At 71.9% G+C, this 23,917-nt stretch carries 20 protein-coding genes and 2 pseudogenes; 10 read left to right on the top strand and 12 right to left on the bottom strand.

The genetic code is table 11. From position 1 onward, the window contains the following. Positions 1 to 2: 2 nt before the first annotated feature. Together D466_RS0103030 and D466_RS0103035 are read right to left on the bottom strand one after the other, a co-directional pair. Complete coding sequence (locus D466_RS0103030) at positions 3 to 1,925, bottom strand: type IV pili methyl-accepting chemotaxis transducer N-terminal domain-containing protein (protein WP_018912223.1); 1,923 nt, start codon at positions 1,923 to 1,925, stop codon at positions 3 to 5. Then, positions 1,922 to 2,374: an Rrf2 family transcriptional regulator gene (locus D466_RS0103035; RefSeq protein ID WP_018912224.1), complete on the bottom strand. Its 453-nt coding sequence runs from the start codon at positions 2,372 to 2,374 to the stop codon at positions 1,922 to 1,924. The genes D466_RS0103030 and D466_RS0103035 overlap by 4 nt, the downstream gene beginning before the upstream one ends. A gap of 95 nt (positions 2,375 to 2,469) precedes the next feature. Between D466_RS0103035 and ytfE the strand changes: the two genes are divergently transcribed. Beyond that, complete coding sequence (ytfE, locus tag D466_RS0103040; protein ID WP_038164793.1) at positions 2,470 to 3,153, top strand: iron-sulfur cluster repair protein YtfE; 684 nt, start codon at positions 2,470 to 2,472, stop codon at positions 3,151 to 3,153. Between the two features lie 26 nt (positions 3,154 to 3,179). Next, positions 3,180 to 3,380 carry a DUF3079 domain-containing protein gene (locus D466_RS0103045; protein ID WP_018912226.1) on the top strand — a complete coding sequence of 67 codons (201 nt, stop codon included), beginning with the start codon at positions 3,180 to 3,182 and terminating at the stop codon, positions 3,378 to 3,380. Between the two features lie 7 nt (positions 3,381 to 3,387). On the opposite strand, the gene D466_RS0103050 is transcribed toward D466_RS0103045, so the two are convergent. Both D466_RS0103050 and D466_RS0103055 read right to left on the bottom strand, forming a co-directional pair. After that, complete coding sequence (locus D466_RS0103050; RefSeq protein WP_038164796.1) at positions 3,388 to 4,434, bottom strand: HPP family protein; 1,047 nt, start codon at positions 4,432 to 4,434, stop codon at positions 3,388 to 3,390. A 16-nt stretch (positions 4,435 to 4,450) separates the two neighbouring features. Beyond that, positions 4,451 to 6,232 (bottom strand): chloride channel protein, encoded by a 1,782-nt coding sequence (locus tag D466_RS0103055; protein ID WP_018912228.1) that lies wholly within the window; start codon positions 6,230 to 6,232, stop codon positions 4,451 to 4,453. Positions 6,233 to 6,467: 235 nt separating this feature from the next. Between D466_RS0103055 and D466_RS0103060 the strand changes: the two genes are divergently transcribed. Both D466_RS0103060 and D466_RS0103065 read left to right on the top strand, forming a co-directional pair. After that, a complete protein-coding gene (locus D466_RS0103060) occupies positions 6,468 to 8,186 on the top strand; it encodes a thiamine pyrophosphate-requiring protein (RefSeq protein WP_018912229.1) in 1,719 nt (572 codons plus the stop codon). Between the two features lie 64 nt (positions 8,187 to 8,250). Continuing rightward, positions 8,251 to 8,976, top strand: a complete 726-nt coding sequence (locus tag D466_RS0103065) for an alpha/beta fold hydrolase (protein WP_018912230.1) — start codon at positions 8,251 to 8,253, stop codon at positions 8,974 to 8,976. A gap of 54 nt (positions 8,977 to 9,030) precedes the next feature. Here the strand turns inward: D466_RS0103065 and D466_RS23795 are convergent. Continuing rightward, positions 9,031 to 9,228, bottom strand: a pseudogene (locus tag D466_RS23795) (cysteine hydrolase); the annotation flags it as partial. 265 nt (positions 9,229 to 9,493) lie between these two features. On the opposite strand from D466_RS23795, the gene D466_RS0103075 reads away from it, so the two are divergent. The 3 genes from D466_RS0103075 to D466_RS0103085 all read left to right on the top strand — a co-directional run bounded on the left by D466_RS0103075 (position 9,494) and on the right by D466_RS0103085 (position 12,625). Beyond that, positions 9,494 to 10,687, top strand: coding sequence for an acetylornithine transaminase (locus D466_RS0103075; RefSeq protein ID WP_018912232.1), 1,194 nt, complete (start codon positions 9,494 to 9,496; stop codon positions 10,685 to 10,687). Positions 10,688 to 10,853: 166 nt separating this feature from the next. Beyond that, entirely contained in the window at positions 10,854 to 12,014 is a 1,161-nt protein-coding gene (gene ampC / locus D466_RS0103080; protein WP_038165107.1) for a class C beta-lactamase, read from the top strand. Further along, positions 12,011 to 12,625 (top strand): VC0807 family protein, encoded by a 615-nt coding sequence (locus D466_RS0103085; RefSeq protein ID WP_018912234.1) that lies wholly within the window; start codon positions 12,011 to 12,013, stop codon positions 12,623 to 12,625. The genes ampC and D466_RS0103085 overlap by 4 nt, the downstream gene beginning before the upstream one ends. Positions 12,626 to 12,659: 34 nt before the next feature. On the opposite strand, the gene D466_RS0103090 is transcribed toward D466_RS0103085, so the two are convergent. From D466_RS0103090 to D466_RS20370, 4 genes are all read right to left on the bottom strand, one after another. Beyond that, positions 12,660 to 14,015 (bottom strand): diguanylate cyclase, encoded by a 1,356-nt coding sequence (locus D466_RS0103090; RefSeq protein ID WP_038164799.1) that lies wholly within the window; start codon positions 14,013 to 14,015, stop codon positions 12,660 to 12,662. A 164-nt stretch (positions 14,016 to 14,179) separates the two neighbouring features. Further along, complete coding sequence (locus D466_RS22620) at positions 14,180 to 15,109, bottom strand: class I SAM-dependent methyltransferase (RefSeq protein ID WP_018912236.1); 930 nt, start codon at positions 15,107 to 15,109, stop codon at positions 14,180 to 14,182. Between the two features lie 2 nt (positions 15,110 to 15,111). Beyond that, the gene (locus D466_RS0103100; RefSeq protein ID WP_026284830.1) at positions 15,112 to 16,779 is read right to left on the bottom strand and encodes a DUF5666 domain-containing protein; all 1,668 of its coding nucleotides are present in this window, start codon (positions 16,777 to 16,779) and stop codon (positions 15,112 to 15,114) included. Then, on the bottom strand, positions 16,776 to 17,732 hold the full coding sequence (locus D466_RS20370; RefSeq protein WP_156003923.1) for a DUF6502 family protein: 957 nt from the start codon (positions 17,730 to 17,732) through the stop codon (positions 16,776 to 16,778). Before D466_RS20370 ends, D466_RS0103100 begins: the two co-directional genes overlap by 4 nt. A gap of 168 nt (positions 17,733 to 17,900) precedes the next feature. On the opposite strand from D466_RS20370, the gene D466_RS0103110 reads away from it, so the two are divergent. The 3 genes and pseudogenes from D466_RS0103110 to D466_RS24660 form a co-directional block, all read left to right on the top strand. Beyond that, positions 17,901 to 19,634, top strand: coding sequence for a hypothetical protein (locus D466_RS0103110; protein ID WP_156003925.1), 1,734 nt, complete (start codon positions 17,901 to 17,903; stop codon positions 19,632 to 19,634). Next, positions 19,634 to 20,464: an EAL domain-containing protein gene (locus D466_RS0103115; RefSeq protein ID WP_018912241.1), complete on the top strand. Its 831-nt coding sequence runs from the start codon at positions 19,634 to 19,636 to the stop codon at positions 20,462 to 20,464. The genes D466_RS0103110 and D466_RS0103115 overlap by 1 nt, the downstream gene beginning before the upstream one ends. A 116-nt stretch (positions 20,465 to 20,580) precedes the next feature. Beyond that, positions 20,581 to 21,228: pseudogene (locus tag D466_RS24660) on the top strand (ArnT family glycosyltransferase); the annotation flags it as partial. 971 nt (positions 21,229 to 22,199) lie between these two features. Here the strand turns inward: D466_RS24660 and D466_RS23110 are convergent. From D466_RS23110 to D466_RS0103130, 3 genes are all read right to left on the bottom strand, one after another. Then, positions 22,200 to 22,499, bottom strand: a complete 300-nt coding sequence (locus tag D466_RS23110; protein ID WP_156003927.1) for a BrnA antitoxin family protein — start codon at positions 22,497 to 22,499, stop codon at positions 22,200 to 22,202. Beyond that, a complete protein-coding gene (locus tag D466_RS0103125; RefSeq protein ID WP_018912243.1) occupies positions 22,450 to 22,731 on the bottom strand; it encodes a BrnT family toxin in 282 nt (93 codons plus the stop codon). The genes D466_RS23110 and D466_RS0103125 overlap by 50 nt, the downstream gene beginning before the upstream one ends. 142 nt (positions 22,732 to 22,873) lie before the next feature. After that, positions 22,874 to 23,893 carry an ABC transporter substrate-binding protein gene (locus tag D466_RS0103130; RefSeq protein ID WP_156003929.1) on the bottom strand — a complete coding sequence of 340 codons (1,020 nt, stop codon included), beginning with the start codon at positions 23,891 to 23,893 and terminating at the stop codon, positions 22,874 to 22,876. Positions 23,894 to 23,917 lie beyond the last annotated feature (24 nt).

The following is a 23,917-nucleotide window of genomic DNA, read 5'->3' on the forward strand; positions in this document are numbered from 1 at the left end:
TGTCAGGTCTCCGCCATGCGTGCGCCGGCCCCCGCGGCCAGCATTTCCATTTCCGGCAGGCGCAGCGACACCGTGGTCCCCGCGCCCGGCATCGAACGCAACTCCAGCGTGGCGCCGATCGCGGCGGCGCGCTCGCGCATGATCTGCAGGCCCACGTGGGACTGCGCCTGCCGCTGCACCAGCTGCGGGTCGAGCCCGCGGCCGTCGTCGGCGATGGTAAACGCCCAGCTGGGCAGGCTCTCCACGCTCACGTCGACATGCCGGGCCTGGGCATGCTTGCGCACGTTCGAAAGCGCCTCCTGCACCACGTGCAGCACCTGCACCTGCACGTCGGCGTCCAGCGGCTGGCCGCGGCCGCTGAAGCGCAGGCGCACGCCGAGGCCGCTTTGCACCTCGAATTTCTGCAGGGTGCTGCGAAGCGCGGGTTCGATGTCCTGCTCCTGCGTGCGCGTGCGGAAATGCAGCAGCAGCTCGCGCACGTCGGCCAGGCTCTCGCGGATGCCCGCGTCCAGCTCCCCCACCGCGGCCTCGACCCGCTCGCCCTCGCCCGCGCGCAAGGCGCCGCGCAGCAGCTGGAGCTGGATTTTCATGAAGGCCAGCGCCTGTGCGATGGAGTCGTGCAGTTCGCGCGCCAGCAGGGCGCGCTCGCGCGCCACCGCGGCTTCGCGTTCCAGCGCCGCGCCGCGCAGGCTCTCCATGGCCGCCGCCAGGTGATCGGCCAGCGCGTCGAGCAGCGCGTGCTGCCCGGCGTCCGGCTCGGCGGAGCCGCGGTAGAACAGGTCGACCTCGCCGAGCGCGCGCTTTTGCACGGCCACCGGCACGCTGAGCAGGGTGGTGAAACCGGCGCGCACGCAGGCGTCGTCGGTATGCGGATCGAACAGCGGCGGGTCCGCCTCGCGCCGGAAGCGCACCACCTGCACGCCGTCGTCCGGGCGGCTGCCGCCGCAGTGGCAGGCGCCGGCGTTCAGGCAACGCTCGTCCTCGACGATGCTGCCAGGCATGCCCTCCGCGGCCAGCAGCAGGTAGCGCTGCGCGGTCTCGTCGGTCCAGCGCAGCACGGCGGCGTCGGCGCCGGCGATGCGCCGCACCGCCCGCGTGAAGCCGTGCGCAAGTTCCTCCAGGTTGGGCGCGCGCGACACCAGCGCGCTGACCTCGTACAGCGCCGCCAGGCGCTGGCGCTCGGTTTCCAGTGCCGCCGTCTTCTGGCGCACGCGCTCCTCCAGCTCGCCGCGCACGGCCTGCAACTGCACGGCCATGCGGTTGAACCCCAGCGCCAGGTCTCCCAGCTCGTCGCTGCTGCCCACGCGCACGCGCGCGTCCAGATTGCCGGCGGCGATCGCCTCCACGCCGCGCGCCAGCTGCCCCACCGGCTCCAGCACGTGCAGATAGGCGAGGAAGAACATGGCCATGAAGGCCACCAGCACGAAGCCGCCCATGGCCATCTGCGCGGTGTGCATCTGGGCGGTCCAGAAGTCGAGGCGCCGCTCGATGGCCCGCACGAAATCGTCGATGTCGCCGACAAAGCGGTCGACCTGCGCGCGCGTGACCCCCGCACGCGTCGCCTCGCCGCTCCAGCGCGGGCGCAGCCGCTCCCAGTCGTCGCGCACGACGGCGAAGCGCGCGCGGATGTTCGGATCCCAGGGCACCGCCAGCGGGCGCCGCAGGTCGCCGCGGCCGAGCAGTTCGAGGGCCTGCTGCATGCGGGCGATCTCGACGTCCACGCCCGCATCCCGCGGACTGGCCGCGCTCAGCTCCAGGCGGTAGCTCATCATGCGCAGCTGGCCCGCGACGTTGACGGCGCCGGCTCCGCCCTGCAGCTTCCAGGAGATCCACAGCGTGGCGCCGACCGAAAGCAGGGAAAGCAGCAGGAACACGCCGGCGAACAGCGAGATCTTGGAGCTCAGGGTCCAGCGATGACGGGTCATGTGCGGCTGACGGAGTGCGCAGGCTCCACGCGCACGAAGCGCTGCAATCCGGAACTGGTGCAGTCGGCCAGCGTACTCTCGTCCAGCGCGGCGTAGAAGGCCCGGCGCGCCCGGTCGAGCCTGGGGCGCAGCCCGCAAAACTCCGTCAGCGCGCAGTCGCCGCCGTCGGCGCGGAAGCATTCGACCAGCGCGGGCTCCTGCTCCAGCCAGGCCAGCGCCTCGCCCAGGCGGATGCTCGCCGCCGGCCGCGCCAGGCGCACGCCCCCGCCGGGCCCGCGCGACGTTCGCACGTAGCCGCCGGCCGCCAGGCGCTGCAACACCTTCACCAGGTGCTCGCGCGAGACGTCCAGGCGCGCGGCCAGCGCCGCGCTGGACCAGTTGGCCTCGCCGCCGGCGGCCAGCACCAGCAGGGAGCGCAATCCATAGTCGGCGAATGCGGTCAGCCGCATGCATCCCTCTCCTGGAGTCCTTCGTCGGAAGTATGGGCCGCGCCGCGGGCGCTGCCTATAGTGGAATCCATTCTACCTGTTTGGACCTGTCTGAAATGTCTACCGTAACGACTTTGGAAGCCGCGCTGGACGACGGCGCGGCCGACCGTACGCTGGGCGAACTGGCGCGCGACATTCCCGGCGCCACCGCCGTGTTCCTGCGCCACCGCCTGGACTTCTGCTGTGGCGGCAGCGCCACGCTGCGCGACGCCGCGCAGGCGCGCGGCCTCGACGCCGGCGCGGTGTGCGCCGAGCTGGCCGCGCTGCGCCCGCCGCCCGAGGCGCCGCTGCCGGAGCAGCCCGCGGACCTGGTGCAACTCATCGTCACCCGCTTCCACGACGTGCACCGGCGCGAACTGCCCGAACTGGTGCGTCTGGCCGACAAGGTCGAGCGCGTGCACCGCGGCCACCCCGAGGTTCCGGCCGGGCTGGCCGAGCACCTGCGCGGCATGCAGCAGGAATTGCTGGAGCACATGGAGAAGGAGGAATCCATCCTGTTCCCGATGATGGCGCGCTCGCCGCAGATGCAGCTGCGCCCGCCGATCCAGCGCATGCGCGAGGAGCACGTGGACCACGGCGAGGCCTTGCAGCGCCTGGAGGCCCTCACCCACGAGCTGCACGAGCCCGCGGACGCCTGCAACACCTGGGCCTCGCTGTACGTCGGGTTGCGCAAGCTGCACGACGACCTGATGCAACACATCCACATCGAGAACAACGTGCTGTTCCCGCGCTTCGAGTAGGCGCGCGACAGCAGGAGGCGGCGGCCATGCCGAAGAAGTTTCCGCTGCATCCGGCGCACCCGGAGCGGGTGTGCTGGGGCTGCGAGCGCTACTGCCCGGCGGACTCGATGCGCTGCGGCAACGGCTCGGAGCGCACGCAGCACCCGGCCGAGCTCCTGGGCGACGACTGGATGGACTTCGGGCTCGACGCGCAGCGCGAGCCCGACACCCAGGCGCCGCCGTCCTGAGCCTGCATCAGGAGGCGCCGCCGGCGCGCGCCAGCGCGGCCACCAGGTTGGACTCGGTCATCATGCCCACCAGCCGGCGTCCGGGCGCCACCACGGGCAGGTGATGGTGTCCGGTGCCGGCGAACAGCGGGATCAGCGCCGCCAGCGAGGTGCTTTCGCCAGCCACGCGCGGGTCGGGGGTCATCAGTTCGCCGACCGTGGCGCCGCCGCGGGCGAGATCGGCCGGCGTGACGATGCCCACCAGGCGCCGCTCCCCATCCACCACCGGCAGGGCCTTCACGCGATGGCGCTGCAACAAGGCCGCGGCCTCCCCCGGCGGCATGCCGGGCCGGGCGGCGATGGGGTCGGGCGACATGACGTCGGCGCAGCGCACGTGGTCCAGCCGGCGCCGGTAGCTTTGCAGGTGCGTGTCTTCCAGCAGCGCCAGCAGGTCCTCGCGCGCGATGTCGAACACCTGGTTGTAGCGGGCCAGCAGCCGGTCCAGCTCGGTGCCCAGTTGGTCGAGCGAGGCCGGATCGTAGGCCGCGCGGCTGACCTCGATCGGCCGGTGCGGATAGCTGCGCCCGGTGGCGTTGTTGAACAACAGGCCCACCGCCACCAGCAACAAGGTGTCGACCAGCACCGGGAACACGACGAAATGGGGATCGCCGACCCCCGCCAGCGCGCTCAGCAGGGCCGAGGCGCCTCCCGGCGGGTGCAGGCAGCGCAGGGCCACCATCACCGCGATGGCCGCGCCCACCGCTACCGCGGCGACCAGCCCGGAATGCCCCAGCCAGCGCACGCACAAGACGGCCACCAGCGCCGACAGCGTGTCGCCGCCGATCACCGGCCAGGGCTGGGCCATCGGGCTGGAGGGCGCGCAGAACACCAGCACGGCGCTGGCGCCCAGCGGCGCCACCAGCCAGGGCGACATGGGCCCGAACCAGGGGCGCAGCGCATGGGCGACGAAGCCCGTCACCGCAATGCCCAGGGCGCCGCCCACCGCCATGCGCAGGCGCTCGCGCCCATCCACCGCGGTGGCCGCGGGAACGAAACTCCGCAACCAGGCTCTCATGCCCGCCAACCCCGGTTCAGTGGCCCAGGCGCGTGGCGTGCAGGGCGCGCTGGCGCCATGCGCCGAGCACGTCGCTGCGCGTGAGCATGCCGCGCAGCGTGACGCCGTCGGCGTCGTCGACCACCGGCAGGCGGCCCACGCCGTGCAGGGTCATGAGATTGAGGGCATCGTGCAGGGATTCGCCGGCACGCACCACCACCGCGACACGCGTGACCAGGCTGGCCAGCGGGGTCTGCGGGTCCAGGCCGGGGCGCGCCAGGTCGCGGCGCGTGAGCACGCCCACCACCTGTCCCGCCTCGTCCACCAGCGCGTAGCCCTGGTGCGCCGCGCTGCCCTGCTGCTGCAGCCAGCGGCGCAGTTCATCGACGGTCTGCGACGCGGGCAGGCTGACCGGCTGCATGCTGGCATGGTCGGCCACGCGCGCCTGCGCGAAGGGATCGGCCTGGTAGGCGCTGGGCACGCGCACGCCGCGGCGCGCGATCTTCTCGGTCATGATGGTCTCGCGCATGAGCAGCCCGGAGACCATGTAGGCGCTGGCGCAGCCGATCATCAGCGCCAGCAGTCCCGAGGTCTGCCAGGTGGCTTCCAGCGCGAACACCACCGAGGTGAACAGCGCGCGCGAGGCGCCGGCGAACATGGCGGCCATGCCGATCAGCGCGGCCATGCGCGGATCCAGCCCGAGTCCCGGGAAGGCGGCGGCCACCCCGTAGCCCAGCACCGCGCCGAGGCAGGCGCCGACGGTCATCAACGGAGCCAGCGTGCCGCCCGAAGTTCCGCTGCCCAGCGCGATGGACCACGACACCAGCTTGGCCCCTCCCAGCAACAGCAGCGCGCCCACGCCCAGCGTCCCGCTGAGCGCGTCGGTGATGTTCTCGTAGCCCACGCCCAGCGTGCGCGGCTGCCACCAGCCGATCAGGCCCACCGCCAGCGCGCCCAGCGCCGGCCACCACATCCAGTGCACCGGCAGGCGGTCGAAGCCATCCTCCACCGCGTACAGCGCGCGCGTGACCGCCACCGCGGCCAGGCCCACCAGCACGCCCAGCAGCACGCTGGCCAGCAACGCACCCGGCTGGGGCCACGCCAGCTGCGGCATGGCGAAGAACGGGTGGTTTCCCAGCATCACCACGCGCAGCGCGGCGGCGGTCGAGCAGGCGCCGATCACCGGCAGCAGCGAGGCGGGGCGGAATTCGAACAACAGCAGCTCCACCGCCAGCAGCACCGCCGAGACCGGAGTGCCGAACACCGCCGTCATGCCCGCCGCGGCCCCGGCGGCCAGCAGGGTCTTGCGCTCGTCCGGCGTGATGTGCAGCCATTGGCCAAACAGCGAACCCAGCGCGCCGCCGGTGGCGATGATCGGCCCCTCGGCGCCGAAGGGCCCTCCGGTGCCGATGGAAATCGCCGCCGACAAGGGCTTGAGCCACAGCACCCGCGCGGAGATGCGGCTGCGGTTGAGCAGGATCTGCTCCATCGCCTCGGGGATGCCGTGGCCCCGGATGGCCGGCGAGCCGTAGCGCGCCATCAGGCCGACGATCACGGAACCGATCACCGGCACCGCGATCACCCACGCGCCCAGGTGGTTGTGCCCGGGCGTGCCCAGGGTCCAGTCCCAGCGGCCCTGGAAGCTCAGGTGGGTGATCAGCCCGATGAGCAGCAGCAGCGCCTTGGCCACCGGCACCGCGGCCGCGCCGACCAGTGCGGCCAGCGCCAGCAGGTACAGGGTGCGCGAGCCCACGCCGCCGGGATCGCCGCCGATGTGCGCGCCGCGCGCCAGCGGCTCCAGCGACGGGGCAACGGGCACGGCGGCGTGCGGGGAATGCGGGGAATTCGAACTGGACGTCATGACCAAGCGCGGCCACGGACGGCCGCCTACGATGGGAATATGGAATAGAAAGCGACCGGAATCATAGTTGATTTGGAATGTTTCCCGGAGATGGTGCGTCCCGCCTCGGGCGCGGGGCCTTGCCCGGCCGTCCACGAAACAGGACACAACTAGACTGGCCTCCCTGCTCGCATTGCAGACCTCGGGACGATCCATGCCCAACCAGACCACCGCCGCGCTGCTGCTTCAAAGCCTGCAGCAGCTGGGCGTCGAATTCCTTTTCGCCAACCTCGGCAGCGACCATCCGCCGCTGCTCGAAGCCCTCGAACAGGCGCGCGAGCAAGGGCGCGCGCTGCCGCGCCTGATCACCTGCCCGAACGAGATGGTGGCGCTGTCGGCCGCGCACGGCTGCGCGCTCGCGGGCGGCCGCCCGCAGGCGGTGATCGTGCACGTGGAGTGCGGCACCCAGGCGCTGGCCGGCGCCGTGCACAACGCCGCGCGCGGGCGCGTGCCGGTGCTGATCTTCGCCGGGGCCTCGCCGCTGACCCAGGAAGGCGAATTGCGCGGAAGCCGCAACGAGTTCATCCACTGGATCCAGGACGTGCACGACCAGCATGGCATCGTGCGCGGCTACATGAAATACGACTACGAGATCCGCGTCGGCCACAACCTGCCGCAGGTGCTCGCCCGCGCGCTGCGCATCGCCTGCAGCGCTCCGCAGGGTCCGGTCTACCTCAGCGCCGCGCGCGAGGTGCTGGAGCAGGAGGTTCCCGGCCTGGACGCGCAGCCCCTGCTGGCGCGCCCGCTGGAGCCGCTGGCGCTGGCGCCCGCCATGCTGGGCGAGCTGGCCGACGCGCTGTGCGAGGCGCGTTCGCCGCTGATCGTCAGCTCCCACCTGGGGCGGCGCCCCGAGGCGGTACGCGCGCTGCAGCGCCTGAGCACGCGCATGGCGATTCCCGTGTGCGAGTCCGCGCCTTCCTGCCTGAACCTGCCCACCGACGACCCCATGTACCTGGGCAACCAGTGGAACCAGCCGGTGCAGAACCCGCTGCTGGCCGAGGCCGACGTGGTGCTGGTGCTCGACAGCGACGTGCCCTGGATCCCCACGGTGAACCGCCCGCGGCGCGACGCGCGCATTTTCCACATCGACGTCGATGCGCTCAAGCAGGCCATGCCGCTGTGGTACCTCGGCGCCGAACGCTCGGCGCAGGCCGACGCGCTGTGCGCGCTGGAACAGCTCGACGCCGAACTGCAGCGCCGCCCGCTGCCGCTGCAGGCCATCGAGCAGCGGCGCGCGCGCATCGCCGCGTTGCACGCACGGCGCGACCAGGAGCTGGCGGCGCTGGAAGCGCGCCCCGGCGACGGCGGCATCACCCCCGAGTACTTGTGCGCCTGCCTGCGCGCGCATGTCGACGCCGACACCATCGTGTGCAACGAGGGCATCTCCAACTACCACACGGTGATCAACCACCTGCGCCTCACCGAGCCCGGCAGCCTGCTGGCCAGCGGCGGCGGATCCCTGGGCTGGAGCGGGGGCGCGGCTTTCGGCGTAGGCCTGATGCGGCCCGGCTCCAAGGTGATCGCCTTGTGCGGCGACGGCTCCTACCTGTTCTCGGTGCCTTCGTCGGTGCACTGGATGGCGCGGCGCTACGCCGCGCCCTTCCTCACGGTGATTTTCAACAACGGCGGCTGGAAGTCCCCGAAGCTGTCGGCGCTGGCGCTGCATGCCGAGGACGCGGTGGGCCGGGCCGAGGACCTGGGCATGTCCTTCGAGCCGGCGCCCGACCATGCCGCAATCGCCGCCGCGGCGGGCGGCGCCTGGGGCCGCAGGATCGGCCGCGCCGACGAGGTCGAGCCGGCGCTGCGCGATGCCTTCGCGGCGCTGGCCGAGGGGCGCGCCGCCGTGCTCGACGTGCAGGTCGGCGCGCTCTGATCCCCCTCCCCTCGCGCGAACAGGAACCAAAATCCGAAGTTGCGTATCCCGAGGACACCCCATCATGCCTTCCCCCTGCATCCTCCTGCCGGGCCTGCTGTGCGACGACGCCGTGTGGAACGCGCAGGCTCGGGCCCTGGGCGCGCGCGGCATCGCCTGCAGCATCCCGGACTACGCCGAACTGGATTCCTTGCAGGCCATGGCGCGCAGCGTGCTCGACAGCGCGCCGGCCGGCCGCTTCGCGCTGGCCGGGCATTCCATGGGGGCGCGTGTGGCGCTGGAAGTCGTTCGCCTGGCCCCCGAGCGGGTGCAGCGCCTGGCGCTGCTGGACACCGGCATCGACCCGCTGCCGGCCGGCGAGGCCGGCGAGCGCGAGCGCGCGCGCCGCATGGAACTGCTGGACATCGCGCGCCGCGACGGCATGCGCGCGATGGGGCGCGAGTGGGCGCGGGGCATGGTGCACCCCTCGCGCTGGGACTCGCCGGTGTTCGACGCCATCCTCGACATGCTGGAGCGCAAGACCCCGGCGGTGTACGAGGCGCAGATCCGCGCGCTGCTCGGCCGTCCCGACGCCCGCCCGCTGCTCGCCGGCCTCGCCTGCCCGGTGCTGCTGGGCTGCGGGCGCGACGACGCCTGGAGCCCGCTGGCGCGCCACGAGGAGATGCACGCGCTGCTGCCCGGCTCGCGCCTGGCGGTGTTCGAGCACAGCGGCCACATGGTCACCATGGAGCAGCCGGAGGCGGTCTGCGACGCCCTGCTGGACTGGATGGCCTGGGATCCCGCGGCCTGAAGCGTGGGCGCGGGCAAGCCCGCGCAGGCTCCGCCCCTTTCCGCAGCGAAGGCCTCAAGCCCGCCGCAAGGCCTCGTCCACGTTGCAGATCTGCGCGAATCGATCGCGCAGCACGGCCGCCGTGCGGCGCATGATCTCATCGGCCGCCAGCACGCGTCCGTCGGGCTCGGGCATGTCGAAGGTGAGCGTGGCGTCGAGCACGAAGTCGACTTCCCAGCCCAGGTCGGCGGCATGGCGCGTGGTGGTCTGACAGGTGCTCAAGAAGGTCTCCTCGGGTGAAGGAACATTCTCCCACTGCTCGCGGGGTTTCGTTGTAGGATCGGATCCCATGCAACGCCACCCGCGTCCCACCGCCGCCGCCCGAGCCGCACGAGCCCGTCGCTCGTCGCCGTGTGCTGCGCGTGAGACCGAAACGATGAAGACCTGAAGTCCCCTTCGAATCGCGTTGTTCCGCAAGGCCACGGCTAACCCCCGTGGCCTTTTTGTTTGCGCCTTCCGCCCCGACAGGATCCCCGCCATGCCGACGACCACCGCTCCCGACGCGCAGTTCCAGCACCTCATGCCGGTCACCGCCCGCCCCGCCAGCATTTTCGTGCGCGGCCAGGGCGCCTGGCTGTGGGACGAGGCCGGGCGCCGCTACCTGGACTGGTTGCAGGGCTGGGCCGTGAACTCCCTGGGCCACAGCCCGGAGCTGATCAGCCGTGCGCTGCAGGAGCAGTCGACCCGGCTGCTCACGCCCAGTCCGGCGCTGTACAACCTGCCGGCGCTGCGCCTGGCCTCCCGCCTGTGCGAGCTCAGCGGCTTCGACCAGGTGTTCTTCGGCAGCACCGGCGCGGAGGCCAACGAGGGCGCCATCAAGCTGGCGCGCAAATGGGGCCGCGTGGCTCGCGGCGGCGCCTTCGAGATCGTGACCTTCGCCGACGCCTTCCACGGACGCAACCTGGCGACCATGGCGGCCAGCGGCAAGGCCGGCTGGGACGCGCTGTTCCCGCCGAACGTGCCGGGCTTCGCGAAGGCCAGGCTCAACGACCTGGATTCGGTGCTCGCCGCGCTGAGCCCGCGCAGCGTGGCCATCCTGCTCGAGCCCGTGCAGGGCGAGGCCGGCGTGCGCCCGGCCACCCCGGAATTCCTGCGCGCGCTGCGCCGGCTGTGCGACGAGCGCGGCCTGCTGCTGATGTTCGACGAAGTGCAGACCGGCTGCGCGCGCCTGGGCGAGTTGTTCGGCTTCCAGCACTTCGGCGTCGAGCCGGACGTCATGACCCTGGGCAAGGGACTGGGCGGCGGCGTGCCGATCTCCGCGCTGCTGGCCAAGGCCCATTGCAGCGTGTTCGAGCACGGCGACCAGGGGGGAACCTATGCCGGCAATCCGCTGATGTGCGCGGTCGCGCTGGCCGTGCTGGAGCAGATCGGCACGCCCGAGTTCCTCGCCGGGGTGCGCGAACGCGGCGCGCAGCTCAGCCAGGGCCTGCGCGAACTGTCGCGGCGCCACGGCCTGGGCGAGGTGCGCGGCGCGGGGCTGCTGTGGGCGCTGGAGCTCGGGCGCGACGAAGCCGCCGCGGTGGTCGAACGCTGCCGCGAACTGGGCCTGCTGCTCAACGCCGCGCGCCCCCATTGCCTGCGCTTCATGCCGCGCCTGGACAGCAGCGAACCGGAGATCGCCGAAGGCATGCGCCTGCTGGACCAGGCGCTGGCGCAGGGCGCGGCGCACTGAGACCCCACTTGCGGCAGGGGCAGCAGCGAAGCGCGGCGCGCTGTCCGGGCATACTTCGCAGCACGCCACTCCGGGATCCCGATCCATGCCCCCAGTCCGCCCGCCGGGCCGCGGCAACGCGGCCGCGGCCCGCGCCTGCGCCTGCGCCGCGCCGGCCTTGCTCGCCATGCTCGCCGTGGTGTGGGCGCTCGCCGCGCCCGCATCCGCCGCGCCCGCCACCGCCAAGCCGCCTGCCAGTACCGAGATGACCGCGGCCGTCGACCGGGTGATCCTGCCGCTGATGCGCGAGCAGCGCATCCCCGGCATGGCGGTCGGCGTGGTCGACCACGGCCGCTCCTACGTGCTGAACTACGGCGTGGCCTCGGCGGCCACCGGCGCGCCGGTCACCGACGCCACGCTGTTCGAGGTGGGCTCGGTCACCAAGTGCTTCACCGCCACGCTGGCCGCGTGGGCGGTGACCCGGCATCGCCTGAGCCTGGACGCTCCGGTGCAGCGCTACGTGCCCGAGCTGCGCGGCAGCGCCTTCGGCCAGGTCAGCGTGCTGGAGCTGGGCACGCACACCCCCGGCGGCGTGCCGCTGCAGGTGCCCGACAGCGTGCGCGACCGCGCGCAACTGCTGGCCTACCTGCGCGCGTGGAAACCCGCCTGCCCGCCGGGCAGTTGCCGCAGCTACAGCAACATCGCCACCGGCATGCTCGGCATCGCCGCCGCCCGCGCGCTGGGCCTGCCCTTCGGCCAGGCCATGCAGCGGCAATTGCTTGCCGCGCTGGGCCTGCACCACAGCTGGCTGCGCGTGCCGCCCGGCGAGCGCGCCGACTACGCGCTGGGGACCACGCGGGACGGCAAGCCCATTCGCATGCGCCGCGGCGAGCTGGCCGACGAGTCCTACGGGCTGCGCAGCACCGCGGGGGACCTGCTGCGCTACCTGCGGCTGAACCTGGATCCGCGGGGCCTGTCGCCCGGCCTGCGCGAGGCCGTGGACATCACGCGCACGAGCTATGTCCGGGCCGGCGCACTCACCCAGGACCTGGTGTGGGAACAAGTGCCCTACCCCGCGCCGCTCAGCACCCTGCTGGCGGTGAATTCCATGCCCATGATTCTCGACACGCTGCCGGCGACGCGCATCGAGCCGCCGGGGCCGCCCGCGGCCGACGCATGGATCAACAAGACCGGCGCGACCAACGGCTTCTCGGCCTACCTGGCGTTGGTGCCGCGCCAGGGCGTGGGCCTCGTGCTGCTGGCCAACCGCAACATCCCCATCGACGCGCAGGTGCGCGCCGCCCACGACATCGTGCAGGCGCTGGCCGCCGCCAGGGAGCCGCGATGAAGCAGCCTTCCCGCGCGTTGCTGCTCGAACTCGGCGTCAACCTGCTCGGGCCCTGGCTGGTGTACCGCCTGTGCCTGCCGACCCTGGGCGAGTTCGGCGCCCTGGTGGCCTCAGGCATTCCGCCGGCGCTGTGGGCGCTGGCCGGGCTGGTACGCACGCGACGGCTGGACGCGCTGAGCCTGCTGGTCCTGCTGGGCATCGTGCTGTCGGCCGCCGTTTCCCTGCTGGGCGGCGAGCCGCGCCTGCTGCTGCTGCGCGAGTCCCTGGTGACCGGCTCCATCGGGCTGGCCTTCCTGATATCGCTGGCGCTGGGGCGCCCGCTGGTGTTCTACCTGGCCCGCGCGACCGTGGCCCGTGAATCCGCCGAGGGCTCCGCGGGTTTCGAGGCGGCCTGGCGCGCCCGGCCCACGCTGGCGGCTTCAATCCGGCTCATGACCCTGGTGTGGGGCCTGGGCCTGTGCGCCGAGTTCGCGTTACGCGCCTGGCTGGTGATGCACCTGCCCATCGAACGCGTGCTGCTCGTCTCGCCGCTGGTCGGCTACGGCGCCTATGGAGCTCTGGCCGCGTGGACGCTGTGGTACCGGCTGCGCTTGAAGCGCGGCGCCACATAGCCGGACCTCCGGCCGGCGCGGGTCGAAGGCTGCGCTACGGGTCACCGGCCATGACGCGATCGCGCCCGCCGGCCTTGGCCGCGTACAACCGGGAGTCGGCGATGCCGATGAAAGCCTCGGCGCCGACGGCCACGCCGCCGGGCGAAACGGCCACGCCAATGCTCGCCGTGACCGTGACCCGGCCCGCGTCGGTCTCCACGGGCGTGGATGCGATCGCGAAGCGCACGCGCTCGGCGATGGAGTTGGCGTCAGCCAGCGAGGCTCCGGGAAGGATGGCCATGAACTCCTCCCCGCCGTAGCGCATGAGCAGGTCTCCCTCGCGCAACACGTCCCGGCACACCTGGGACACGATGACCAGCACGCGGTCCCCCGCCACGTGGCCGAAAGTGTCGTTGACGTTCTTGAAATGGTCGATGTCGATGATGAGCAGGGCCACCGGTCCGTGCGCTCGCTCCGCGCGTGCCAGTTCCTCCTCCAGGCGGCGCATGCCGAAGCCGCGGTTGTAGACACCGGTGAGGGGATCGAGCGCGGCCACGCGTTGCAGGTCGTCGTACAACAAGGCATTGTTGAGCGCCAGCCCCAGCCCTTGCAGCAGCGTCGGGATCAGGCGCGTGACCTCGTCGCCCATGGGCCTGGTGGCGGCCAGCACCAGCCAGCCCAGCACGATGCCGTTGTGGCGGATGGGGTCGATCAGGGTGTCCTCGGGCCGGAATCCCCAGAGCACCGCATCCACTGCCGTGTCTTGCGGCAGGGTGACGCGCCTGCGCTCCCCCTCGCGGCAGGCGTCGAGAAAGACGGGGCTGCGGCTGAGCTGCTCCGCGCCGCGCATGCCGCGCGATGCCAGGATGCTCCACGTACCCTGCCGCTCGAGCAGGAGGGCGCCCCCATCGGCCGCTGCGAGTTCGATCAGCAGATCGAGCCCCCGCACCCCCAATTCGCCGAGGTCGAGCTCGCTCGACAGGGCCTGGGAAAAGCGCTGAATGCGCGCTTCGATCTGACGCGCCTCGTGGAGGCCACGCAACAGGGCGTTGTAGTTGCGCGCGACCACTCCGAGTTCATCGCTTCCGTGCTCGGGAACGCTGCATTGCTCGGGATCGTAGGGCGTGCGATCCCCCGTGAAACTCGCGTCGCGCAGCGTCGCGCGCACGGCTTGCATGCGCGTGGCCAGCAAGCGCAGCCGCGGGCGCACGATCGATGCGGCGAGTAGGAAGTTGAGGCCGCCGGCCGCCAGCCCGGCCGCGAGCGCCGCGAACACGAAGGACGGGTGAACCTCGTTGCGCGTGAGGAATCCCAACTGGATCATGAACATCGGGAACAAAGCGCCGATCGCAAAGCCGAGTGACAGCATGCCCAGCAACAGCGCGTGGAACAGATTTCGAGACCGTCGCATCGAGAGAGCCCATGGAACCATGCTTCGCAACCGCGCGAGACTGACACGCAATGGCATGGAATGGCACAGGCTACGACAATCCACCGCCTTGGGGCCAGGGGTCATTCCCGCAATCGCGTGGGCCGAGCCCCGGTGCCCCCAACGCCCCCAGGCGCCTCAGCGCCTCAGGGCCGTAGGGCGCGCACGTAGGCCATGCGCTCGACCGAGACCATCGAGCCGCGCTCCCAGTTCTCGCGCAGCACGCCCTCGAGCAACGCGCGCTCTTCGGGCGTGAAATCGCGATCGAGCACCTCGCGCAAGGTCTTCGCGTAGGGATGCGGGCTGTGGCGGGTGAAACTGTCCCAGTCCGGCGCCAGGCTGGGGCCGGCGTCCATGTGCAGTTCCACGTGCACCCGCGCGAAGCCCGCCTGCAGGGTCCAGGCGAACAGTTCGCGCTCGGAGAAATTGCAGTAGGGGCTGCGCGCCAGTTCCTGTTCGGTGTCGGGGAACTGCCGGGATTGCCAGCGCTGCAGCAGGCTCAGCAACTGCGGCTGCCCGCCCGCGGCGCCCTCGGGCCGCGGCACCTGCTCCAGCGCGCGGCGCTGCGCGCAGGCCGCGAGGGCGTCGTCGCGGAACACCGGCTCGCCCAGCGAAAGCAGGCCTCCAGGGCGCAGCACGCGGCGGAACTCGGCGAGCATGGCCGGCTTGTCGGCCACGTAGGCCAGCGCCGAGCGCGTGGCGACGGCATCGAGGCTGGCGTCGGCCAGCTCGTGGAGGGCTCCGGCCTGCGGCTCCCGCGCAGCCAGCGCCAGCAGCCGGCAGCGCGCCTGGGTGCCCTGGGCCCGCGCGCGCTCGCCCGCGATGCGCAACAACTCTTCCGACGCGTCGGCGAACACCACGCACACCCCCGGCCAGCGCCGCAGCGCGCGCAGCCCCAGCGCGCCGCTTCCGCAGCCGAAGTCGAGCAGCTGCCCGGGTGGCGCCGGCTCCAGCGCGTCGAGCACGCGCTCCACGTACTGCCCCACCCGCGCCTCGATGCGCGATTCGTACTCGGCGCTGCCGCCTCCGCGGCCGCGCAGCAGCCAGTCGGCCCACGGGTCCGCCGCGCCGGCCATGCTCAGTTGTCCACCGACAGCTTCTGCACGGTGTTGACCCCGCCCGAGGTGAGGAAGCTTAGTTCCACGTCCGCGCCGTCACCGAAGCCGGCGGGAATGGTCGTGCCGACGGGAATGGTCAGCGTATTGCCCCCCAGCATGAAGGTGGAAGCCGCCGCCGCCACGGTCTGCGTGCTCGTGACCGCAGTGCCCTGGCTCCAGGAATACACGCGCCCGGAGGCCTGCAGGTCCCCCGAGCTTCCGTCGGCGCCGAAGTTGATGGTGTAGGCGTCGACGGTGTTCGTGCCGGTCCACGTACCTTCCACCTGCACCGTCCTGCCGGGCTCCAGGCTGGACGAGTCGCCGTGGTTGAAGGCGCGATTGGGCGCGATCGTGACGGTGACCGGCACCGTCGAGGCCTGCAACTGCCAGCTCAGCACGAATTGCCCGTTGGTGAGGTCGACGCTGGTGATCGTTCCCTGCAGATCCACGGTGTCGCCCGGGCTGGGCGCCGCCTGCACGGCGACGGTGCGCGCCACGATCACGTTGCCTGCCCCGGGGGAGACCTGCCCCGTGATGTCCACGTACACGCCGTTGCCCAGTTGCGAGGCCGACCCGCTGGTGAAACTGGGGCTCTGCGAGGCGTCGACCGGCGTGCCGCGCACCAGGAAGCTGGAGGGGCCGACGAATCCGGTGATGGTGCCGTGCAGTTCGAACTGCGCCGGGTTCGCCACCGAATAGTTGTCGACCTTCTGGGCCAGCAGATGGCCCTGCCCGTCGGCCTGGCCGCTGACCACCACGTACTGGCCGGCGGTCACGCCGGCGCTGCTCTGGACCGGGATGCCCGAGACCATGAAGCTCCCCGCGCCGGGGTTGTAGACCACGCCCGAGATCTGCACGGGACCGCTGAAGCTTCCGGTGCCGGCCACGCGCAGCACCCAGTTGCCCTTGTAGTTCCAGGCGTAGACGAGTTCGCCCGCCGTCAGCGACGAGCCCGACGGGAGCAGCACCTGGGTGGAGGCGTTCAGCGGGATGGGCGTGGCGCTGGTATCCAGCGTGACCGAGTTCGCGCCCACGGCGGTCACGGTGCCCACCAGGCGCGTGACGGAACTGTCGCCCGGAACCTGCTCGATCAGCGTGGCCCACAGGCAGGGGCCTTGCGCGTCGACCCCGTAGGCCCCGTGCACCTCCACGTTGGTGGAACCCGAGGCGATGCCGGACAGCCCGGTGAGCCCTGAGTACAGGGTCTGCGGGCCGAGGGCCGGATCGGTGTTGACCCGCACGCGCATGCCGTTGACCGTGAGCGTGCCCGCCGTCGGGTCGACCTGCCCCGCCACGCCCTGCAGTTCGGGCTGCACGAGGGCCGTGGCGGGCTGGTTGCCGGCGCCCAGCGTGAGGTCCATGCGCGCGCCGAGCTCCACCGACTCGGAGGTGGTCTGCGCCGATTCGCGGGTGGAGGTGGGCGCGTAGTAGGTCGGCGTGGCGCTACTGTAGGACTTGCCGTCCACGATCACGCTGCCCAGGCCGATGACGGTGCCGAAGGCGATGCCGGTACCCCCGGTGCCCACGCCGCCGCCCACCAGCGCCACCACGGCGGCGCCTCCCCCGCAGGCGGCCAGCACCGCCGCGCAGCACGCCGCGGCCGCGGCAAGCAGCACCCGGCGTAGTTTGTCCGACTGGCTATGGCTCACGACGGGTCCTCGGAAGATGGGGGTCGGGGCAGGGAGGCGCGCCGGCCCGCGCGCGCGCCGCGCCCTGCCCTCGGGGTTTCGGGCGCTGCCGGGGCGGAAGGGGCGGGCTGCTGCTCCTCGCTCCAGTAATAGGCGCCGAAGCGCATGCGCCCGTTGGCGTCGGGCCGCGCGGCATCGGACTCCAGGCAGCGGATGGCCTCGGCGACCATGGCCTCTCGCGCGCGCGCCCAGAGATCGCGCGACAACTCGCCCAGGCGCTGCATCGAAGCCTGGCTGAGCCCGTCGGCGAACACGCTCTGCTCCAGGCGCGGCGCCTCGCCGCCCAGGTTGCGCACGGCGGTCGAGGCATGGTCCGCCAGGTTCAGGCCGAAGAGTTCGAGCCACTGCGCGGGCTCGCCCGCGGGCACGAACACGTCGTTGCGCGGCACCACGTATTCCACGCCCTTGCGCAGGGCCATTTCCACCAGACCGATGCGGACCATTTCCTGCAGCACGCTGTAGGGGTGCACGTCGCTGGTGCAGGCGCGCACCAGCGCCTCGAAGGACGGCGCCGGGCCCAGGCGCGGGACCGCCTTGGGACGGCGCCTGCGGTCGTGGTAGCCGGCCGACACCGCCCAGCGCGCGAACACCTGGGAGCTGGTGGACATGGGAGCCCGCGAGCGCGCGTGGGCGGCCGGATCGTTGCGCCAGGCGTGCACGTCCTTGCGGTGCACGCCGGAGACCACGCTCAGGCCGGAATCGGTGTCGGGCGCGCCCCGGCCGGCCATCAGCTCCTGCGCCTGGCGCAGGAACACCTGCTTGAGCGCCAGCACCGCCTGCTTGTAGTCGATGCCGGAGTCCAGCAACAGGCGGCACAACGGCGCCTGCACGCGCATCCAGGCCTCCAGCGTCTCCTGCGCGGGTTGCGGCCTGGCTGGCGAACTCGAAGGCAAAGGGGTGGTGGAACGTCCCATGGCGCTGCTGCTGGTGCGGCCCGAAGCCGACGTCATGGGAACATTCTAACGCAAAAGGCATTGACTGGGAAATTTTCCCATCTATGATTGCGTCCACGAAACGGCCGGATGCGCCGGCGGTTCCGCAGACAGCCACGTCCCGCGCAAGAGATCACCAGGAGCAACACCATGCACAAGCGACTTTCCTCCCGTCCCCTGCGATTTGCGATGCTGCCCGCGGCGGCGGCGGTCGCGCTGGCCCTGGCCGCCTGCGGCGGCGGTGGCGGCGGCGGCACCGGCCCCGGCGGCATCCAGCTCAGCGGAGCCGCCATCGACTCCCCGATGCCCGGCGCGAGCATCACCATCACCTCGGGCGCCCCGCTGGCCGACGGAGGCACCGTGATCGGCACGGCCACCGCCAATTCCCAGGGTTCCTTCACCCTGAGCGTGAGCCTGCCCAGCGGCAGCGTGCCCATCTTCGCCAACGCCGCGGCCGTGGGCCGCAGCGCCGGCGCCACCCCGCTGGAACTCACCAGTTATCTCGGCCAGTCCGACGTGCTGGCGAGCATCGGCACCCTCAGCACCATCAACCTGCCGGACCTGGACATCAGTCCGGTGAGCACGGCCGCGCTGGCGGTGTACGCGCAGACCCACGGCGGGAGCTACGCCACGCTGGGCCCCGCCACCTACGCCAGCACCATCGCCATCTACCGCAACGACATCCTGGCGATCTCGGCCGCCGTGAAGGCGGTGGGCGACAACTACTGCACCCCCGTGATCAGCGTGAGCTCGACCACCGACCTGGCGCGCCAGATCGCCGCCGGCGCCACGCTGAGTTCCACCGCCAGCCCCTCCACCGCGCTGGCCACGGCCGCCGCGGTGCTGGGCGGCAGTTGCGCCCAGGTCCTGCCCTCCCTGCAGGTGGCCATCCTGGCCGACCCGGATTTCGCGCCGGAACTCGACCTGGGCGACGTGATCGACGCCAATGTGCAAAGCGTGGTGCCGGGCACCTACCAGCTGCAGGCGCTGGTGGCCGAAACCCCCGTGAACTGGGACGTCAACACCGGCAGCGGCTCGGTGAGCAGCGCGGGCAGCCCCAACCCGGCCGAGGTGGTGGTGGATCCCGCCGTCACCATCGACGCCACGGGCAAGGTCACGTCGGCCGACGGCAAGGTCTCCGGCACGCTGGTGGGCAACCTGCTCACGCTCAACGTCACCGACGCCGGCGGCCGCTCCTACCTGGTGCGCGCGAAAATCGCCTCGCTGCCCACCAACCTGTCCAGCCAGCAGGCCTACGTGGTCCAGGGCGGCGGCGTGAACACCGGCAGCCAGCTCCTGGCCAGCTTCGCCGCCGCGCTCGCGCCGGCCACCGCCGTGCCGGCCTGGAACGGCTTCGCCCAGGCCTCCTCCGACGAGGGCGGCGCGCGCTGCAGCACCGGCCAGTACGCGCTGCGTTTCGACCTCGACGGGCTGTCGGCCCACGGGAACTCGGATTCGGTGGGCGGCCTGGGCGCCTGCGTCGCCCCCACCGCAAGCGCGTGGTCGATGACCCTGGCCACCTTCCAAGCCACCTCCGGCGACGACGGCCACGGGCACAGCTTCTCCATGCCCACGGTCACCACCCTGACCCAGGGCACCGGCACGCCGAGCACCACCATCGCGTGGAGCGAGGCCGCGAGCCCGGCGGCACCCTTCATTCTGGAGGCCCCGTCGCTCAACCTCACGGTGACCGACAACATGACGTCCACGTCGACCAACTTCAGCGGCAACGCCTACTACGTGATGGGCACCCACGCCGTGGTGGTGTCCTCGAGCAGCGGCGGCAACGTGGTGCTGAACATGCAGGACAACTCGCTGACCCAGGTGTCCGAGTCCAGCCACTTCCAGGGCGGCACGGACGGCTCGCAGCAAGGCGACCATTGATGCCGGCCTCCCCCGCGTCCCGCGCGCGGCAGCGCGCGTGGGCCGCGCGCCGGGGGCACGCCGCGCAAGGTCGGCTGCTGGACGAGCTTCGGCACGCGGCGCACCGCGGCCAGCTGCAGCTCGCCTACCAGCCCATCCACGCCATGCGCGGCGCCGCCCCGAGCAACTTCGAGGCGCTGTTGCGCTGGAGTCACCCGCTGCTGGGAGACGTCGCGCCGGAGCGCTTCATCGCCCTCGCCGAGCACAGCGGGCTGATCCTCGAGCTCGGGGACTGGGTGTTCCACGCGGCCGCCGCCGAATGCGCGCGCCTGCGCGCGGCCAGCGGCCGCGCCGTGCGCGTAGGAGTCAACGTGTCGCCGCTGCAGCTGGCCTCGCGCTCGACCGTGCAGCTGTGGCTGCTCCACCTGCAGGACATCGGCCTGCCGCCGGATGCGCTGACCGTGGAGATCACCGAGCGTGTCATGCTGCACCACCCCGAGGCGGTCGCCCGGCAGCTCCAGCTGCTGGCCGAAGCCGGCGTGCGCATCGCGCTGGACGACTTCGGAACCGGCTATTCCAACCTGGCGATGCTCGGCCAGCTGCCGGTGCACGCGCTCAAGCTCGACCGCTCGATCACCCAGGGCCTGGTGGGCAGCGAGCGTCACCGCACCATCGCCCGCTCCATCATCGGAATGGCCCATGGCCTGCGCATGCAGGTGGTCGCCGAGGGGGTGGAGCAGACGGCGCAGGCCGCCATCACCCACGAAATGGGCTGCGACTTCGCCCAGGGCTACTGGTACGGCAGGCCGCTGAGCGCGGCACAGGCCGAGCAATGGCTGCGCGCGGCATGAACCCGCCGAGCCTGGCCCTACGCCCCACCCGGTCCGCCCCGCCCGCCTGGGTGTCGGCCGCCGCCGAGCCCCGCCTGGCCATCGATGCCGCGCTGCTCGCGCTGACCGCGTTGTGCATGTTCCACGGCCTGGGCGCCGGGCCCATCCGCGACACCGACGAGGCGCTGTACGCGGCCATCGCCGCCGCCATGGCCCACGGCGGCTCGTGGATCATTCCCCATCTCGACGGCGTGCCCTACATCGAGAAGCCGCCGCTGCTGTACTGGATCATGGCCCTGGTGTTCAAGGCCTTCGGCGTCGGGGCCTGGCAGGCCCGCCTGCCCGATGCCCTGGCGGGCTGGCTGTGCAGCGTGGGCTGCGTCGCCCTGGGGCGTGCCACCGGAGCACCGCTGGCCGGGCGCTTCGCCGCGCTGGTCACGGCGACCAGCCTGGGCTTCCTGCTGGTGTGCCGCACCGTGCTGTTCGACCCGGTGATGGCCCTGTTCTGGCTCGCCGCCTTCGCCTGCGTGCAGCTGGCCATGCACCGGCAGCAGCGCGCGTGGCTGCGGGCGGCCGCCGTGGCCCTGGGCCTGGCCACGCTGGCCAAGGGGCCCATGGCCCTGGCCCTGCTGGGACTGGTGGGGCTGCTGCAGATCGTGTTCGCCCCCGAGGGACGCGCACGCTCCCAGTGGCTGCGCTTCCTGCTCGACCCCTGGTCCGTGGCCTTGTTCCTGCTGATCGTCGCGCCCTGGCACATCGCGGCGAGCCTGCGCCTGCCCGGATTCGCGCACTTCTATTTCGTCAACGAGACCCTCATGCGCTTCCTGGGCACCCGGGTTCCGCGCGACTTCCACACGGGGCCCTGGTGGTACTACGGACCCCGGCTGCTGATCGGCTTCTTCCAGTGGAGCGGCGTGATGGCCGCCGTCGCGCTGCTCGCCCCGCGCCTGCGCGGGAGCGGCACGGCCGAGTTCACGGCGCGCATGGCGCGCAACGCGGCGCTCGTGTGGATCGTGTTCTTCTCGGCCGCCGGCGACAAGGGCGCGTACTACCTGCTGCCCACGGTGCCGCTGCTGGCGTGGTGGCTGGGGGTGCGCCTGCAGGCGGCCCAGGAAGCCGACGCGTCCGCGCGCCTGCGCACCTGGATCGCCATGGGCATGCTGGGCTTCGCACTCTGCACCCTCGGCGCGCTGGCGCTGAGCTGGACCCCGGCGCTGCAGGCGGCGATGCTGCGCTCCGGACTGCCCGCCGACGAACTGGAAGCGCTGCGCACACTGCTCGCGGAACTGTCGGCCGCCTCGCTGCTGGCCGGCGTGATGCAAATGCGCGGGCACGGCAGCGCGGCCCTGCTGCTGTTCGGCCTGCTGGGCCTGACCATGACGGGCTTCGCCGACCGCCTCAGCCAGGCCAAGACCGCCGACCTGTCGCAGCGCCACGTGGCCGCGAAGCTGTATGCGCGCATGCCCGCGGACACCATCGTGTACTCCTGGCGCCGCTTCGAGGATCACGACGCCTCCCTGCTGCTGTACGGCACGCGGCAGCTGCGCGTGATCGACAGCCTGAGCAGCGACCTGCGCTTCGGCTGCGCCGCCGACCCTGGCGCCCGCGCCTGCGTCGGCCCGGGCGCTGTGCTGCGCAGCCGCGCCGAGGGGCGCCCGCTGGCGGTGTGGGTGCCGCGCGGCCGCCTGGCCGGCTTCCTGGCCACGGGCCTGGCCGCCGGCATGTTCTCCTTCCCGGCCAGGGACAGCGTGGTGTTCTACCTGCCGGAGCGGTCCATCGGAGATCCGACCAGGCCGTGGCTTTGCAGCCAGTCCCGCAAGGCATCGTTCATGCGTGATTGCCACCCGTCTCCACTGGCGCGAAAGGCCTCGATCACGTCCGCGTCGTAGCGAACACTCAGAAGAACCTTTGGCCGCACCCCCTTGGGCAGACGACCACGGCGCACCAGCTTGGCGCCTCGATACAGATCGGCGCGCTCGAAGAAGGCGTCGTCCAGCTCGGGGGCGTCATCCGCTTCGATGCAAGTTCGCCTGGAATCTGGCTTGTTCGCGTTCATTCGCCCTCCTCAAGCTGATCACTCGCCTTGCGCTGCCACGCGGCGTCCACACAAGTACCACCAACCGGTCGTCGAGCATGCCGGCGGTGATGAAGCGCGGTTCGCCGTAATCCTCGCGCCGATCCTCGGCCGTGAAGTGAGGCCCCTCGAAAATCCGTCCGGCATGCGCGAAATCCAGCCCCCGGCCGGCCAAGGTCATGGCTCGCTTGCATTCGTCGAACTCGATCCGCATCGAGCCAAATGTAGCTACATTTTAGCGCTCCAGCCGCCCGATTGCGGAAATGCCCCCATCAGCGGCAGGACCTGCTGCTGCCCGGCCTGCCGGGCCTGGCCGCCGGCATGCGCTCCTTCCCGGCCAGGGACAGCGTGGTGTTCTACCTGCCCGCGGGCGGCGCAAGCCCTCGGCGCGGCAGGAACTTCTCCGTATAGGTGCGGGACAGGTCGATGTCCCCGCCGCGGACGTCGGGGTTGATGGCCTGCAGCACGGCCAGCACGGTGGTCGGCCCGTCGGCGGGCATGCGGCCGTCGGGCGAATACTCGGGGCGGAACGCCTGCAGGGCCTTGACATAGGCCGCACGGTGCCCCTCCACGAAGGCCGGCGGCAGGCTGGCGACCACGGTCGCGGCGTCATGGCTGCGCAGGTAGCGCAGCGCCATGAGAAAGGCCTGCACGATGCCGCGCACCTGGCTCGGATGGGCGTCGACCCAGGCACGCTGCATGTACACGCTGGACGCGGGGTAGTCACCCCCCAGGGCCGAACGCATGCCGCGCACGCTGCGCAGGTCGACCAGGATGCGCGCACCCTGCGCATCCAGCAGGCGCGTGACCGTGGGGTCGGTGGTCATGCCCGCGTCGATGTGCCCCGCACGCAGCGCCTCCATGAAGCGGTCGCCGGCGTCCACCGGAACCAGGCGGTACTGCGAGGGCTGAAGGCCGGCGCGCAGCGCCAGGTAGCGGCTGAGGAAGTCGGTCGACGAGCCGATGTCGGTGACGCCAAGCCGGCGCGCGCCGATGGCACGCAGGTCCGCCCCGGCCCTGCCGGCCTGGGTCAGTTCCACTTCACCGGGCACCCGCGTGAGCTGGATCACCGATTCGATGGCATAGCCCTTGCTCTGCAGGTCGATGCAATGATCGTAGAAGCCCACCACGCCCTGCACCGCGCCGGCGATGAGTTCGTCCTCGGCATTCGAGCCGGCGGGCTCGGACACCACCTCGACGTGCAGCCCCAGCTTCCGGAAATAGCCCTGACGCTGCGCCACGATGGCGGGCAGATAGATGATCTTGTTCATGCCCCCGACCATGAGCACGATGGGGGAGTCGGCCCGGCACCACGCGGCCCCCAGCGCCAGCCAGAGCACCGCGGCGATTCGCAAGCTTCGCATGAATGTCCTCATCCCTTCCCGTGGCCCTGCCGCACA

It is taken from the genome of Thiomonas sp. FB-6, from assembly GCF_000377645.1.
Lineage (GTDB): Bacteria > Pseudomonadota > Gammaproteobacteria > Burkholderiales > Burkholderiaceae_C > Thiomonas_A.

Excerpts from the sequence above, each read along its gene's own strand:
- D466_RS0103030 (WP_018912223.1), bottom strand. The coding sequence starts at position 1,925 with ATGACCCGTCATCGCTGGACCCTGAGCTCCAAGATCTCGCTGTTCGCC.
- D466_RS0103035 (WP_018912224.1), bottom strand. The coding sequence starts at position 2,374 with ATGCGGCTGACCGCATTCGCCGACTATGGATTGCGCTCCCTGCTGGTG.
- ytfE (WP_038164793.1), top strand. The coding sequence starts at position 2,470 with ATGTCTACCGTAACGACTTTGGAAGCCGCGCTGGACGACGGCGCGGCC.
- D466_RS0103045 (WP_018912226.1), top strand. The coding sequence starts at position 3,180 with ATGCCGAAGAAGTTTCCGCTGCATCCGGCGCACCCGGAGCGGGTGTGC.
- D466_RS0103050 (WP_038164796.1), bottom strand. The coding sequence starts at position 4,434 with ATGAGAGCCTGGTTGCGGAGTTTCGTTCCCGCGGCCACCGCGGTGGAT.
- D466_RS0103060 (WP_018912229.1), top strand. The coding sequence starts at position 6,468 with ATGCCCAACCAGACCACCGCCGCGCTGCTGCTTCAAAGCCTGCAGCAG.
- D466_RS0103065 (WP_018912230.1), top strand. The coding sequence starts at position 8,251 with ATGCCTTCCCCCTGCATCCTCCTGCCGGGCCTGCTGTGCGACGACGCC.
- D466_RS0103075 (WP_018912232.1), top strand. The coding sequence starts at position 9,494 with ATGCCGACGACCACCGCTCCCGACGCGCAGTTCCAGCACCTCATGCCG.
- ampC (WP_038165107.1), top strand. The coding sequence starts at position 10,854 with ATGCTCGCCGTGGTGTGGGCGCTCGCCGCGCCCGCATCCGCCGCGCCC.
- D466_RS0103085 (WP_018912234.1), top strand. The coding sequence starts at position 12,011 with ATGAAGCAGCCTTCCCGCGCGTTGCTGCTCGAACTCGGCGTCAACCTG.
- D466_RS0103090 (WP_038164799.1), bottom strand. The coding sequence starts at position 14,015 with ATGCGACGGTCTCGAAATCTGTTCCACGCGCTGTTGCTGGGCATGCTG.
- D466_RS22620 (WP_018912236.1), bottom strand. The coding sequence starts at position 15,109 with ATGGCCGGCGCGGCGGACCCGTGGGCCGACTGGCTGCTGCGCGGCCGC.
- D466_RS20370 (WP_156003923.1), bottom strand. The coding sequence starts at position 17,732 with ATGGGACGTTCCACCACCCCTTTGCCTTCGAGTTCGCCAGCCAGGCCG.
- D466_RS0103110 (WP_156003925.1), top strand. The coding sequence starts at position 17,901 with ATGCACAAGCGACTTTCCTCCCGTCCCCTGCGATTTGCGATGCTGCCC.
- D466_RS0103115 (WP_018912241.1), top strand. The coding sequence starts at position 19,634 with ATGCCGGCCTCCCCCGCGTCCCGCGCGCGGCAGCGCGCGTGGGCCGCG.
- D466_RS23110 (WP_156003927.1), bottom strand. The coding sequence starts at position 22,499 with ATGAACGCGAACAAGCCAGATTCCAGGCGAACTTGCATCGAAGCGGAT.
- D466_RS0103125 (WP_018912243.1), bottom strand. The coding sequence starts at position 22,731 with ATGCGGATCGAGTTCGACGAATGCAAGCGAGCCATGACCTTGGCCGGC.
- D466_RS0103130 (WP_156003929.1), bottom strand. The coding sequence starts at position 23,893 with ATGAGGACATTCATGCGAAGCTTGCGAATCGCCGCGGTGCTCTGGCTG.